Raw genomic sequence first — 14,189 nt, 5'->3', positions numbered from 1 at the left:
TTCGTTCAAGCCGCTGTCTCACTCGGAAAAGTCGATTTAAATTTTTAGTGGAATCTTTCCGAGTTCAAAGGCGTCTTTCACTGAATTTCTCCCTCCGCCTGGCGCTTCGCCGGTTCGGATCGGACAAACGAAAAGCCTGGCCGCGCTGTAGGCGCGGCCAGGCTTTTGAAAAGCAGGGGTAGGGAAAATAAGGGAACAGGCAAGAGCAAAGGCTTCAAAGAAGCCAAAAGCCAAAAGATTATTGCTTCGTCGTCGAGACTTCGCCGGATACTTCGTTGAATCTAGCCAACAAAGAGCGGATATCGCGGGAAGATTTCAGGCGATATTTGGCGGCGGTGACTTCTTTGCCGATCTTAACGGAGTAGGAGCCTTCCGGCAGGGCGGCGAACATGTCTTCGTCGGTGCGGTCGTCGCCGGCGCCGAACACGAAGTCGTAATGATCCTGGCTCAAGACCAGATGCGCGCCGTGGCCTTTGTTGACGCGGGCGTCTTTGACTTCGATGACTTTGTTGCCGTCCAGAACGCCCACGGTCATGGATTGGGTGATCGACATGAGCGCTTCTTTGAGTTCGTTGCGCTTCACGGCAGCGATATCCGGTTCGGATTGGCGGTAATGCCAAGCGATCGAATAGTCTTTTTCCTCGATCAGCGAACCCGGCGTGCGGTCGGTGTACGTTTCCATGATCGGACGGATGGATTCTTTCCATTCGTTGTCGATATTGATCGTTTTGATCCATTCGCCGCCCGGTTTGCGGAACCACAGGCCGTGCGCGGCGACGATGCTCAGGTTCAGGTCGCCGAGCCATTTTTCCGCCGTGAACCGGTCGCGTCCCGTGATGATGACGACCGTGTTTTTCGGATCTTCGGTCAGCTTGGTGAGCAACTGCTTCAGTTCCGCGTCGGGACGGGCTTGGTCCGGCGTCGGTTTGAAGCCGACCAAAGTCCCGTCGTAGTCGAGGAACAGCACGCGGTTGCTTGCGTTGCGGTAAGACAGTTCCAGTTCGGACGAACCGGAAGTCAGGCGCGTCAGCGGCTCGGTATGGATCTTTTCTTCCGGCGATCCGTGCAGCGTGTTCAGGAACTCTTCCGCCCAGAACTTGACGTTGTAGCGGGACAGACGGCGGTGCATGTTTTTGTTGCGGTCCATTTTGTCGTCTTCCGGCATTTCGAGCGCCATTTTGATGCCCGCCGCAATCGCTTCGTGGTCATTCGTATTGACGATGACCGCTTCGCCCAGTTCGCTGGCCGCGCCTGCCGTTTCGCTCATGACGAGCATGCCTTTGTAATCCGTGCGCGACGCGACGTATTCTTTGGCGACCAGGTTCATGCCGTCGCGCAAAGGAGTCACGAGCAGCACGTCGCTGTGGCGGTAGAACGCGATCAGATCGTCTTGCGATACCGTACGGAAAAAGAACCAGACCGGCATCCAGTTGAACGTACCGAATTCGCCGTTCACTTCGCTGACCAGTTCCTCGATCTCGCGCTTCAGGTTGTCGTATTTTTCGATGCCGACGCGGGACGGGGCGATAATCAGGTTCAAGCGGACTTTTTCCCGATATTCCGGATAGTTGGCGAGGAAGGTCTTGAACGCTTTGATCCGGTCCGGAATGCCTTTGGTATAATCTAGACGGTCAACCGAAATGATGTTCCGCACGTCTTTCGTGCTTTTGATGAAGTCCAGCGTTTCCTGCGACGCGTTTTCGCGGGTCGGCGTGTTGGCGAAATAATCGTAGTCGATGCCCATCGGGAACGCGTCCACCTGCACGATATGCGACTCCAACTGCATTTTGTACAGGCTGTGTTCGTGACCGAGCAAACGGCGCACGCTGCTCAGGAAGTGGCGCACGTAATCGTACGTATGGAACCCGATCAGATTCGCGCCCATCAGGCCTTCGAGAATCTCCGTGCGCCAGATCATCTGACGGTAGATTTCGAACGACGGGAACGGAATATGCAGGAAAAAGCCGATTTTGACGTCAGGATGCTTTTCCCGGATCATCTGCGGCAGCAGCATCAGTTGATAGTCGTGAATCCAGATGGTGTCGTCTTCGCCGATCAGCGGATCAACAGCTTCGAAAAACTTGCGGTTGACGCGTTTGTACGCTTCCCACGTCTCGTTTTTGTATTCGACGGCGCTCGTGAAATAATGGAAAAGAGGCCAGATCGTTTCGTTACAGAAGCCGTGGTAATATTCTTCGACATCGTCGGAGGTCAGCGGCACGGACAAACATTTGTAGTCGCTTTTCAACGTGGAGGCGATCGAAGACAGTTCTTCCTCGCTCAGATCGTCTTGCGAGACGCCCGGCCAGCCGGCCCAGATCGTGTCGCCTTGCTCGTGGTAATTTTTAAGCCCGGTAGCCAGACCGCCTATGCTTTCTTTATAGTCCAGGCCGGATTCGTTCTTGGAGACAGTGACGGGAAGACGGTTGGATACAAAAATCGTTTTGCTCATAGGATGGACCAGCTCTCCTTCTCGAATGGTGGATAGGGGAAAATACATGTGTTGAAAATGAGTGAAAGAAGTGCGCGGTTTTCAACAATTCTTCTTTCATTACCCGAAATTGACCGTCGAGACTCAAATGGATAGAGGGGGCGAAGCGGGCGAACCGTTTTAAAAAGAGTCAGATCGAACTTTTACGGCCTTTATCGCGCTTATAAAAAAAAGGGAAACAACGATATGCAGAGGAGGTCTTCTGATGCGAAGAATCTGGAAACTTGGAATCGCTCTCGTATTGGGTTTTGCATCTTTGCCGCTTGTTTTGCCTATGCAAAAAGCGGTGGCGTGCAGCTGCGAATTCCCTGAAAATGCCGAAGATGCGAAACAAAGAGCGGCGGCAACTTTTACAGGGACAGTCAAACATATCGAAGAATTCGAAGACGATCGCAAAGAAAAGTACAATGCCGTGACGTTAGACGTGGATCAAAGCTGGAAAGGCGTAATGCAACCGGAGATGGTGGTGTACACTAGTTGGAGCAGTTGCCAATTCGGCTTCGATCGAGGAAAAACGTATTTGCTTTACACGCATGACCACGATGGCAGACAAGAGATCACCAACTGCGGCCGATCCGGTGAAGTCGTGCAGACGAATGCCGATGTGATAAAAGACTTACAGGATCTTGGAACGGGAACGACATTCGCAAAACCGCCCGATGGCGGAACGGAAATGGAAGATGAGGCAGCGGCAACGAGTCGTTCCTGGCTTCCTTTCGTACTTGGCGGCTGCGCTTTGATCGTAATTGTCGCAGGCGGATGGATCGCGGTTCGCAGCCGTAGAAAGTGAGAGGGGATCGCAGATGAACAAACAACCGATCGAATACCGGATACGTGTCGCGGAAAAGAAAGACATTCCTTTTTTATGGGACATGCTGCTTGAATCGCTGTATGTCAAAGAAGGCGAACCGCCGTTTGAACGAAGCATTCTGGAAGAACCGTCGATGCGCAAATACATGGAAAACTGGGGTCGCGAAGGAGACTTGGGCGTCATTGCCGAGAGCGTGAACGGTACGCCGCTCGGTTCGGCGACCGCACGCATTTTTCCGGAAAACGATCGGGGGTACGGATATGTCGCGCCGGACGTGCCGGAGCTGGGAATGGCGCTAACGTCCGGCAGTCGGGGACAAGGAATCGGCAGCGCCTTAATGAGCCGCTTGCTCGACGGATTGCGGGAGCAGGGAGTAAAGCGCGTGTCGCTCAGCGTCGATCCCGGTAACGAAGCGGCGGTGAAGCTGTATCGGCATTTCGGATTTGAAGAAGTCGGCTGGGAAGGCACGTCGATGACGATGGTCGCGGCGTTATGACGATCCCAACTCCTCAGAACTCCGAAGATTCCTATTGAAGCTGTCACAAATTCGTGAACGGCGCGAATCGAAGTTACGGAAGTGGTATTCTGGAGCATAAGATTGAATCCGAGAACCAAAACCAGGAGGCTGACGATGACGCAATATGTAGCAAAAAATAGCGTACGATTTCTTGGAGGAGCTTTACGATGAGCGGCGCCCCGTTGATTCTCAGTCTTCGCCCGGGTCCGTATGCGCGCTTGAGCGAAGGAACCAAGCAGCACGAATTCAGGCGCCGTTTCCCGAACGAGGAGACATCGGCCTTTTTATATCTGGCGGCGCCGATTTCGGCTGTGGTGGCTTACGCCGAATTCGGCCGCCCGATCATCGGAACGCCGGAAGAATTGGCTGCGATTGCGGAAAAGGACGAAGCTGGCTCGTATGCGGATACGCTCGATTATTTCCAAGGCGTATCGAAAGGATATGCGCTGCCATTGCTTTCGTTGCGAGAGATCGAACCCATGCCGTTGACGGAACTTCGCGATCTATTCGGTTTCCGACCGCCGCTCTCGTATCGTCGCGTGGAAGCCGGGTCGCCGCTTGAGCTTGAGTTGAAAAAGAAGCTGGAGAAAAGAGGATAAGCGGCAATGGATGATTTTACAAGAAGACGCATTGAAAAAGTCATGCAGCAGTACATGGAAAGCACCGCCGGGGAACAGTTGCGTAATCGTCGGAGTATCGGCTACGCGTTGGAAGGCGACGAATTGACGTTGGTTGAGCAGCGTCCCTCCAAAGACGGCACACGCTGGATCGAGTTGCCTGTCGCCCAGTTCCGCTTGGATGCCGGGGGCTGGCGCGTTTACGGACTGGACAGCGGCGGACGCTGGCATTTGGTGCCGGAGATCGCGGCGAGCGAACAGTTCGAAGCCCAGCTCGCTCGGGTGACGGAGAATGAGTTGGGGATTTTCTAGAGTCGATTCGATGAACAGATAAACCGATGATCTTTTTCAAATAAGTACATATATCCAGTTATTGTACATAGCTCGCGATACGCTTTTTATATAACTACATATATCCATTTATTTGCGCAGAAAAAGCATCCAAAAGTCCAATACAGATGATTTAAATGGACATATGTAGTTATTTGCTCGAAAAATGAAAATCCAGACGAAATAAATGGATATACGTAGTTATTCGTATTCCACGCATTCATCTTATCAAGTAAAAGAAGCCGGGCGAATGCCCGGCTTCAACGTAAGTTAAATTCAATCAAGTTTTCCGAGCGAGACAGTGTCTTGTGAAGCATTTCGAAGAAATGCACTTCGGAAGCATAGGCTTGTAATTTCTCCCGTAGCGCCCTAAGCTTCCCTAACGAATAGGATCTTTATTCCCCCTCCGTAAAAAACGCGTCTCCGCCTTGCAGCCGGTCCACAAACCCTTGCAACCATACATAATACTGCTCCGCATGCCGCATCTTATGCAAATCCCGCAGCGCTTCCTCGCGTTCTTGAGCCGAAGTTTCTTCCGATAGCACGATCTCCGACAGCTCCGGCACCACTTCGCGAATGCTCCCCAGCATCACATCCACTTCGCGTTGCAATTTGGCCCCGAAGAAATTTCGGAACGTACGGAAAAAGTCGGTTTCGGCGACATACTGATCTTTGCGATCGCGTTTTTCGTCAAGTTTGTAAATCATCTGCGACTCGGTTAGCGAACGTACCGCATAGCTCATATTGCTTTTGCTCATGTTCATATAATCCTTCATTTCTTCGAGCGTCATCGGTCGGTCTTCGAAATACATGATGCCGTAGAGCTGACCGAATGAATGATTGACGCCGTACAGATCCATGGTTGTTGCAATAGATTCGATTACTTTTTTCCGCAATTCGCTTCGCTGTGGCGATACGGAAGCCATCGGGATCGTCTCCATCCATTCCTTTTCCACACTGTCACCCCTGAACCGAAATTAGGACCGTTTAAGGTCGAAAACGTTTTGCTCAACTTTTACAGTAATGCTCGACAATTTAACATAGGGATAATCTGCGTTTTTCAATTCGATTGTACAATCATGTTTGTACGGATCGCAAGTATCAATATCACAAAGCCCGAATTCATCAGTCATCAAAAAAAATTGAACATAGAGGAGTTGGAGTTTTGCGTCTGAAAGCATTCAGAGAAGGGGAAGCGATTCTCTTCACACTGCCGGCTCTCGTGCCGCTGCTGGTGTTCTGGTTTGGCCCTCTCGGTTATATCGTCTACCTGAGCTTTACCGAGTGGGACTTTATGAGTCCGGAGAAATTGTTCGTCGGCTTGGAAAACTATACATATCTGCTGACGCACGCCGATTTCTATCAAGCTCTTAAAGTTACGTTGTTGTTCGGCTTCGGCACAGTGATCCCGATTATTGTGGGCGGCTTGGCGCTGGCACTGCTGATGAATAGCAAGTTGCGCTCCACCGGATTGTTCCGGGCCATGATGTTCTCTCCTTGGGTTACGCCGACCGTCGCTGTCTCGATTGCTTGGTCATGGATCTTCGAACCGGATGTGGGTCTTGCCAATCTGCTGCTCGGCTGGATTGGAATCTCGCCTGTCGGTTGGTTGCAGGATTCGACCTGGGCGCTGGTGGCTGTCATGATCGTAACGGTCTGGAAATCGATCGGTTGGTCGATGGTGTTCTATCTGGTTGCGCTGCGCAACCTGCCACAGGATCTGATGGAAGCGGCGGCGATAGACGGGGCGAATGCTTGGGATAAGTTCCGGGGAATCACGTTGCCGCTCATCTCGCCGACAACCCTGTTCCTGTCGATCATCCTGACCATTCAATCGCTTCAAGCGTATGACCAGATCAATGTCATGACGCAAGGCGGTCCGGCCGGATCGACGCGCACTTTGCTGTATATGTACTACCAATCGGCTTTCGAATCGTTTAACGTCGGCGAAGCTTCGGCAATCGCCGTTATCATCATTCTGATCTGCGTACTGTTGTCGGGACTCTCGTTCCTGCTCAGCCGACGCCTGGTGCACTACTCATGAACATAACCGATTCAAGAAAAGTAGAGCAGGAACGGGAACTCGGTCGTGGAAACAAACGCGAACGTAGCGGCAAAATCGTGCCTGTCGGCGAACAGATCGGCCGTATGATCCGTTATGTCGTCTTGGTGGTCGTCAGCTTGGCGATGGCTTTTCCGTTCTATTGGATGGTCACAAGCGGCTTGAAAACGAACGACGAGATCTGGCGGTTCCCGCCGACCTTTTGGCCGGAATCGATCAACTGGAGCAATTACGCGGATGCTTGGAATTCGGCCCCTTTTGCCCGGTATATGTTCAACAGCATTTTCGTGGCGGTCTGCATCTGCGTGATACAAGTGGTTAACGCCAGCATGATGGCCTACGCGCTAACGCATATGAAATTCCGCCTCAAAGGACCTTTTACCGCGATGGTGCTGCTGGGCTACATGATTCCGACCACAGCCGTTTATCTGCCGAGTTACATGATCCTGAACGAATTGCATCTGCTGGATTCGTACGCCGGATTGATTATCTCGAACAGCGTCAGCGTATTCTCGATCTTCCTGCTGCGCCAAGCGTTTATGCAAGTCTCGCATGAGCTGGTCGAAGCCGGACAATTGGATGGAGCGTCGCATTTCCGAATTTTGTGGACGATCATGTCGCCGCTGATCCGTTCGTCGTTCGCGGTTATGATCCTGATTACTTTTATCGAACAGTACAATAACTACTTCTGGCCGATGCTGATTACCAAAGATCCGGATTTGAGACTCGTGTCTGCCGGCTTGCGCGGATTCTTCGTCGAAGGCGGGGCTTACGGATTGGCCTGGCCGCAGATCATGGCAGCCAGCGCATTCACGATCGCGCCGCTGCTGGTCCTGTTCGCTTTTGCGCAGAAGACCATTATGCAGAGCGTCAATATGTCCGCAGGCGTCAACAAGAACTGATTCGCCGCACGCATTGTTTCCGTCTATTGATTCCTATAAAAGAGGGACATCCCACAACCATTGGAGGAGAACAAAGAATGAAACAAGGTCTGAAAAGAAGTTGGAAAAGCGGTATGTCCATGCTGCTCGCGGCAAGCTTTACGCTACTCGCCGCTTGCGGTTCGTCGACAGGGGAGACGCCGAGCGCCGCCGCAAGCGGAACCCCGGCCGCAGCCGAATCGTCCAAGCCGGTCGAGATCGAATTCTGGTACGGGTTGGGCGGCAATCTGGGCGATAACATGAAGGCGAAGATCGACGCGTTCAACGTTTCGCAAGACGAAGTGATCGTGAAAGGCATCGCTCAAGCGGATTACACGGAAACGGAGCAAAAGCTGCAAGCCGCCATCGCGTCGAACAACGTCCCTGCAGCCGTACTCAGCTCGAATATCGACTGGGCGCGCAAAGGCTATTACGCTTCGCTCGACGACCTGATCGCGGCTGACGCGAATTTCAAAGCCGAAGACTTTGTCCAAACGTTCCTCGATCAAGGCAAAGTGGACGGCAAACAATATTTCCTGCCGATGTACGGCACGACGCAGGTTATGTATTACCGCAAAGACGCGTTGGAAGCAGCGGGCATCGACCCGGCAAGCTTGACGACATGGGAAGCTCTGGCTGACGCGGCGGCGAAAATGACGAAGAAGGAAGGCGGCAAAACGACTTTCTACGGTTGGGAACCGATGTGGGGCGAAGGCAATATGATCGACGCGGCGTTGAGCCGGGGCGGCAGCGTGCTGAGCGAAGACGGCAAAACGGTGACGATCGACTCCCCCGAATGGATCGAGACTTGGGAGCATTTCCGCAAATGGATTCACGAAGATCAGATCATGCGTATCCACTCCGGCGGCCAAGGCTGGGAATACTGGTACAAAACAATTGACGACGTGATGAAAAACAAAGCGGCGGGCTATACGGGTTCCAGCGGCGACCAGGGCGATCTGGATTTCGGCATCGTGGCCGCGATGGAGCAACCGGGTTGGGAAGGCGTCGGCGAAGGCAAACCGGTCGCGAGCGCGATTCAAGCGGGTATCGTAGCCAAAGCCAGCCCTGAACAGCAGCAAGCGGCGTTCAAATGGTTCACGTACTTCATGCAGACGGAAAACACGGCGGACTGGTCGATGAAAACAGGCTATATCGCGGTTCGGCAGTCGGCGCTTGACGATCCGGCATTCAAAGCATTCAGCGAAAAAAATCCGCAAATCAGCGTTCCGCTTCAGCAGGCTTCGCATGCGTCGGTTCCGTTCCAGGACCCAACCGGAGGCAAGATCACGGATGCGTTGAAAGTAGCGGCCGACCAGGTTCAGATCAACAATGTTCCTGCCGAGCAAGCGCTGAAAGAAGCACAAGCGAAAGCGCAAAGCGAACTGGACCGTATTTCGAAATAACGGAACGCTATCCGAACTTGCATCGAAACAAACCGACCGCAGAAGGGGCGCAGGCTGCGCCGTCCTGCGGTTTTTTTTACACTCACTACAGAAGTACGGGAGGGCACGACATGGAAAAGGGGAAGCTTGAGGGGGAGTATGACGTGCTGCGCGCAGACGCGATTTTGTTCGACAAAGACGGCACGCTGCTCGATTTCACGCAGATGTGGGGCTTTTGGGCGGATACGGCCATCGAGATGTTCCGTGGATTGCTGGCCGAACGTGGCTTCGTCATTTTACAGGAAGATATTCCGGGTATCTGGGGAACACAGCATGACTCGACAGGTAGGACTTCCGGTTACGACAAGCGTGGGCCGCTGGCGATGGGCACGATGGATGAGATGTATGCGATTCTTGTTTGGCATGGCTATCGCGCCGGGCTGTCCTGGGCCGAATCCAAAATGATCGTGCGGGATTGCTTGCGTCATGCGGATGATGAGCTGGAGCGGGTTCGTCCTGCACGTCTGCTGCCGGGGGTTCAAGCCTTTTTGGATCGCTGCCGTCTACAGGGAATTCCGATGGCCGTCGTAACGGCGGACGATACGGACAGCGCGCGACTTCATTTGCGTTGGCTCGGCATCGAGGATTATTTTAATGACGTGATTGGCACGGATCTGGCGGAGAGGGGCAAGCCTTATCCGGATTTGTGCTTGCTTGCGTGCGAGCGTTTGGGCGTTTCGCCACAGCGGACGATCGTTATTGGAGATACGGACGGAGATATGGAAATGGCGCGGGCGGCAGGCGCTGCACGGAAGATCGGGATCGGCGAGCCTGGTGTTCTGAAGCTGGCGGATTTGACGGTACCTTCGTTTGAATGGCTGCTCGAAGGTGACTTCATTTATAGGGAGGGAATCGATATGAACTCAAAAGAACAACAAGGCGCAGAAAGCGCTCAACGGCTGTTGGCTACCTTTCAGGTGATCACAGATACGCATGTTCGAGATAAAGCAGGCCATATTCACAATCGGCATTTTGAACAAGCGTTGCAGGATATTTCTTCGTACTGCGAAGGAAGCCTCGGGATTATGCACGCGGGAGACGTGACGGATCGCGGATTGGCGGGCGAATATGCCGAGTTCCGTCGGATTTGGAATGGACGTCCGGCCAACCTGCCTGGATTATATGTGACGCTTGGCAATCATGATATCGGGACCGTATTGTGGGAAGAAGGCGGAAACCCTGTTGATCTGAGCGCTTTGCCGGACTTTGAGGTGGAGGATGCGCTGGACGGTCATTTCCCGGGCAGTAAGCAACAGACTGAACAACCGTTGAATGCGGCGCAATCGCTAGCTGAAGCTGCCGCCGAGATGGGATTGGATCTGGCGGGTATGGCGGAACGTCTTGGTAGTTCCGATGCGACTTCGGGCCGAGCGAGAGCGCTGTGGGAGCGTCGCATGCGTCGTTTTGCCGACGGAACAGGCGAAGCGGCTCCTTACCACGCTCATTGGATTGGCGGGTATCACTTTATATTCTTGGGCAGCGAGAGTCCTCATCCGAAAGATTGCGATCTGTCCGAAGCCCAATTGACCTGGTTGCAGGATCGATTGGCTGAAAAGGCTGCGCCCAATCAACCGATCTTTATTTTTCTGCATCAACCGGTTCGCGATACGGTAGCTGGTTCAATGAGCGAGCAAGGCTGGTACGGCGTGAATCAGGACGAAGCATTGAAAAAAGTGTTGTCCGGTTATCCGCAAGCGATCTTGTTCACGGGTCATACGCATTGGCAACTAAGTGCGAAGCGCATGATGTACGACGGGCAGGGCGCGATGCCGTCTATGTTCAACGCCTCATCGGTCGCTTACCTGTGGACGGACCGAGACGAGCACCTGACCGGAAGCGAAGGGTTGCAGGTCGAGATTTACGCCGATCGGGTTGTCGTTCGCGGCCGGGATTTTGTCACGCGTTCCTGGATTGCCGGTGCGGAGTATACGGTGAAGTTTCCGGTTTCCGTGCCGCAGGCTTAATCTGAATAAAGCAGCGATAAGCATCTGCCGAGGTTATTCGGTAGGTGCTTTTTTCCCCTGCTTTGAGACAGGTTGATAAGTATAATAGAAAGAACTGGTAGCTGTCTTTTGGAAGAATATACGTGCAGGAAGGAGACGGGTTGGTGAGGAAAATGAAGTCTTTTACATCGGCTGGCTTGGAAAAAATCGCACTCATTACGGACATTCACGGCAATGCTCCGGCCCTGCAAGCTGTTCTGGCCGAGTTGGACCGAAGAGGGATCGATCGCATATATAGCTTGGGCGATGTTATCGGGATCGGGCCGGATTCGAATGAAGCGATAGAGCTGTTAATGAACCGTCCCAATCTCCATTATGTCAGCGGAAATCATGAAGATGCCGTGTTGGCCGCTTATGAAGGAAGGCCTGCGCCTGCGGGGCACGAAGGCGAGCGTGAGCATCATGCTTGGCTGGCCGCGCGTCTGAATCCTGCGTATGCGAAGGTAATGGCGTCTTGGCCGAGGCAATTGGAGATGGAAATCGAGGGGCGAAAATTGCTATTCACTCATTATCATACGGATCGGCAGGGTTCTTTTTTACCGATCAATGCTGCCCCGTCTATTGAGGCGCTGGACGCGATGTATCTGGACACCCCGTATGATTTGATTGCATTCGGCCATCATCATATTGTGCATGAATTTTGCTCGGATCAGCGTATGTACTTCAATCCTGGAGCACTGGGCTGCGGCGGTGCAGTTGCTCGTTTCGGAGTGATTGAGATCGACCCTACAGGGATAAGTGCGGAAACGGTAGGTGTCCCTTATGATAACTCTGCCTTTCTTCGTGCTTATCATGAACTCGGCGTGCCGGATGCGGATTTTATTTTACGGATTTTTCACGGGGTAGGAAATTAAACATCAGACATAACGATTCATCTTCGACCTTCGTTCTTATATAGAAGGAAAAGAATCGGAGGAGGTATAATCTTGTTTTTGATCTTTCTACTATTGATATTCGTTGCCGTCGAGGTTGCGATTATCGAATCCAGGTTGAGAAAAAAAGCCGAAGCGGATGAACAGATCGCGCATACGTTGGGTCAGATTTTGAAAGAGCTTAGACGCTTATAGGAGAGTATTTAATCACGATCTCAAACCGAGGAGCGATTCCATATCTATGCCAAAAGAAGCTGAACAGAGCGTAACCATATCTCCCGCTCAAGCTTTTCGACTGGAGGAATTACGTCGAATTGCAGTGGGAGCACCTGTACCGGAATCGGAGTTTTATCTATTAAATTATATGAAGCCCGAGCTTCTCGTTGAGATCCGGGATGCCGAACTGTTTGCTGAGAAGAGTACCGATAGTTCTATAGACGAAGATCATTACGCTCTGCGCCAAGCAGCTCGGGCCGTACTGTTGGATGGTAACGGACGGATGGTGCTGATGCACGTCGAACAAGATGGCTATCATAAGCTGCCGGGCGGCGGAATCGAGCAGGGCGAAGACGTTTTTTCGGCGCTTCGCCGCGAAATGCTCGAAGAAACCGGTGCGCAGATCGAAGTCACGGGCACGATCGGCATGACGGCGGAGTATATTGCAGCCTATAAGCTCAAGCAGTTCTCGTACGCGTATTCGGCCGTGCTTGTCGGTTCACCGGGTGAATCGCAATTTACCGAGGAAGAGCAAGCAGGAGGATTCGAGGCGATATGGGTACAACCGGAAGAAGCGCTGCGCCTGATGGAAAATGACCAACCCAAAAGCTACTCGGGACATTTTATCCGCTGTCGCGATCTGGCGATTCTGCGCGCTTATCTGGCGGGATTTGAAGCAGTGTGAATCGCGGTTATATGTCGGAAAAGGGAGGGGCTGTTGATGGACAGAATGATAAAGACCGCGATCGGTGGCTTGTTTCTGCTTAGCGGAAGCTTATTGTACCTGGGCGTACATATTGCGGCGGTTCTGCGTTTGCCGGAAGTGAACAGTTGGTATACTCCGCCGGGGCGTTACGGGACCGCATTGATGGATAGTGGAGGGTACTGGATGTTTTGGCTGGCGATTGTGCTGATCGGAATAGGGTTGATCCTGCTCGTTGCCGCTTTGTTCAATCGGGCCGGAGACAAGTGGCGAAGCGATCTGAACGATATCCGCCGTCGCAGCCGGGAATTCGACGTGAAGCGCGCGGAATCGGAATATGAGTCGGAGGACGAAAAGTGAACATAAAGCAGCAGACTTCGGATGTCATCTATCGCGGAATCGGCGTGGACGGCTGTCCGGGCGGCTGGATTGCCGTCGTGATCGAAGGAATGCCGGGCACTGAGCAACTTCGATCCCCGTATGTCGCCGTATACCCGAACTTATCCGAATTATGGCGGTACCTGTCGCCGAATGCGCAGCTCGACCGCGTTCTGATCGATATTCCGATCGGGCTTCCCGAAGGCAACGCGGGAGTGTTGAACGAAGTGGAAGATCGGAACTGCGACCGCGACTGTCGAAAACTGCTGCCCAAGCGCCGCAAGTCCAGCGTGTTTCCGGTTCCCGCGCGTCAAGCGCTTGACGCGGAAGACCCGTCGGCCGCCAACGCGGCAGCGACAGGGCGCAAACTAAGCCGACAAACCCTCAATATTTTGCCGAAGATTCGGGAAACGGACGATTTTTTAGCGGCAAGGTTGCGGCAAGATCTTCCCGTTGCAGGTTTTATCGAAGAATCGCACCCGGAACTTGCTTTTTTGAGACTGAACGCCAAGTTGGACGAAGCGCCTTTGCACGGAAAAAAAGAAGCGGAAGGACAGCTCGAACGTTTGGATATTTTGCATGAAGCCGGAGTGTCGCGTGCGGAGATCGAAAAAGGGTTTGATCTTTTTTCCAGAAAGCAGATGGCGAAAGACGATTTGCTTGATGCCGCTGCGTTGGCGGTTATGGCGCATCGCATTGTTTCCGGCCGCACGTCCGCCAAATACGTGACCCGAAACGAGCGGCGGCAGTTTGATTACGACGGCAGACTGGAAATGAATATTGTGTATGCGTAAAACAACCTGTGAACATTTGAAAAAGAGACG

General features: G+C 52.9%; 15 protein-coding genes. 13 read left to right on the top strand and 2 right to left on the bottom strand.

The annotated features are described in order from the left end of the window. Nucleotides 1-238 precede the first annotated feature (238 nt). Nucleotides 239-2,452: a bifunctional alpha,alpha-trehalose-phosphate synthase (UDP-forming)/trehalose-phosphatase gene (locus WKI47_RS05770; RefSeq protein ID WP_340226200.1), complete on the bottom strand. Its 2,214-nt coding sequence runs from the start codon at nt 2,450-2,452 to the stop codon at nt 239-241. Nucleotides 2,453-2,696: 244 nt separating this feature from the next. Here WKI47_RS05770 and WKI47_RS05765 point away from each other — a divergent pair, with 244 nt between their 5' ends. The 4 genes from WKI47_RS05765 to WKI47_RS05750 all read left to right on the top strand — a co-directional run bounded on the left by WKI47_RS05765 (nt 2,697) and on the right by WKI47_RS05750 (nt 4,748). Then, complete coding sequence (locus WKI47_RS05765; protein ID WP_340226199.1) at nt 2,697-3,281, top strand: hypothetical protein; 585 nt, start codon at nt 2,697-2,699, stop codon at nt 3,279-3,281. Between the two features lie 13 nt (nt 3,282-3,294). Further along, nucleotides 3,295-3,798 carry a GNAT family N-acetyltransferase gene (locus WKI47_RS05760; protein ID WP_340226198.1) on the top strand — a complete coding sequence of 168 codons (504 nt, stop codon included), beginning with the start codon at nt 3,295-3,297 and terminating at the stop codon, nt 3,796-3,798. 188 nt (nt 3,799-3,986) lie between these two features. Further along, on the top strand, nt 3,987-4,418 hold the full coding sequence (locus WKI47_RS05755) for a hypothetical protein (RefSeq protein ID WP_340226197.1): 432 nt from the start codon (nt 3,987-3,989) through the stop codon (nt 4,416-4,418). A 6-nt stretch (nt 4,419-4,424) separates the two neighbouring features. Further along, nucleotides 4,425-4,748: a DUF3024 domain-containing protein gene (locus WKI47_RS05750; protein WP_340226196.1), complete on the top strand. Its 324-nt coding sequence runs from the start codon at nt 4,425-4,427 to the stop codon at nt 4,746-4,748. Between the two features lie 413 nt (nt 4,749-5,161). Here WKI47_RS05750 and WKI47_RS05745 read toward each other — a convergent pair whose 3' ends face one another. Then, nucleotides 5,162-5,707, bottom strand: a complete 546-nt coding sequence (locus WKI47_RS05745) for a GbsR/MarR family transcriptional regulator (protein WP_340226224.1) — start codon at nt 5,705-5,707, stop codon at nt 5,162-5,164. Between the two features lie 224 nt (nt 5,708-5,931). Here WKI47_RS05745 and WKI47_RS05740 point away from each other — a divergent pair, with 224 nt between their 5' ends. From WKI47_RS05740 to WKI47_RS05700, 9 genes are all read left to right on the top strand, one after another. After that, nucleotides 5,932-6,810 carry a sugar ABC transporter permease gene (locus tag WKI47_RS05740; protein ID WP_340226195.1) on the top strand — a complete coding sequence of 293 codons (879 nt, stop codon included), beginning with the start codon at nt 5,932-5,934 and terminating at the stop codon, nt 6,808-6,810. A 104-nt stretch (nt 6,811-6,914) separates the two neighbouring features. Next, a complete protein-coding gene (locus WKI47_RS05735; protein ID WP_340226223.1) occupies nt 6,915-7,730 on the top strand; it encodes a carbohydrate ABC transporter permease in 816 nt (271 codons plus the stop codon). 77 nt (nt 7,731-7,807) lie between these two features. Then, nucleotides 7,808-9,154 carry an ABC transporter substrate-binding protein gene (locus tag WKI47_RS05730; RefSeq protein ID WP_340226194.1) on the top strand — a complete coding sequence of 449 codons (1,347 nt, stop codon included), beginning with the start codon at nt 7,808-7,810 and terminating at the stop codon, nt 9,152-9,154. A gap of 110 nt (nt 9,155-9,264) precedes the next feature. After that, the gene (locus WKI47_RS05725) at nt 9,265-11,157 is read left to right on the top strand and encodes an HAD-IA family hydrolase (RefSeq protein WP_340226193.1); all 1,893 of its coding nucleotides are present in this window, start codon (nt 9,265-9,267) and stop codon (nt 11,155-11,157) included. A 152-nt stretch (nt 11,158-11,309) separates the two neighbouring features. Then, nucleotides 11,310-12,050, top strand: coding sequence for a metallophosphoesterase family protein (locus tag WKI47_RS05720; RefSeq protein ID WP_340226222.1), 741 nt, complete (start codon nt 11,310-11,312; stop codon nt 12,048-12,050). Between the two features lie 72 nt (nt 12,051-12,122). Beyond that, a complete protein-coding gene (locus tag WKI47_RS05715) occupies nt 12,123-12,263 on the top strand; it encodes a hypothetical protein (protein WP_340226192.1) in 141 nt (46 codons plus the stop codon). 46 nt (nt 12,264-12,309) lie between these two features. Continuing rightward, the gene (locus WKI47_RS05710) at nt 12,310-12,969 is read left to right on the top strand and encodes an NUDIX domain-containing protein (RefSeq protein WP_340226191.1); all 660 of its coding nucleotides are present in this window, start codon (nt 12,310-12,312) and stop codon (nt 12,967-12,969) included. 36 nt (nt 12,970-13,005) lie between these two features. Next, nucleotides 13,006-13,347: an HPP family protein gene (locus WKI47_RS05705; RefSeq protein WP_340226190.1), complete on the top strand. Its 342-nt coding sequence runs from the start codon at nt 13,006-13,008 to the stop codon at nt 13,345-13,347. After that, the gene (locus tag WKI47_RS05700; RefSeq protein WP_340226189.1) at nt 13,344-14,159 is read left to right on the top strand and encodes a DUF429 domain-containing protein; all 816 of its coding nucleotides are present in this window, start codon (nt 13,344-13,346) and stop codon (nt 14,157-14,159) included. The genes WKI47_RS05705 and WKI47_RS05700 overlap by 4 nt, the downstream gene beginning before the upstream one ends. The last annotated feature ends 30 nt before the right edge of the window (nt 14,160-14,189 follow it).

This window comes from Saccharibacillus sacchari, assembly GCF_037722395.1.
Taxonomy (GTDB): domain Bacteria; phylum Bacillota; class Bacilli; order Paenibacillales; family Paenibacillaceae; genus Saccharibacillus; species Saccharibacillus sacchari_A.
The sequence above is the reverse complement of the archived record's forward strand: the minus strand, read 5'-3'. Positions and strand labels throughout refer to the sequence as shown.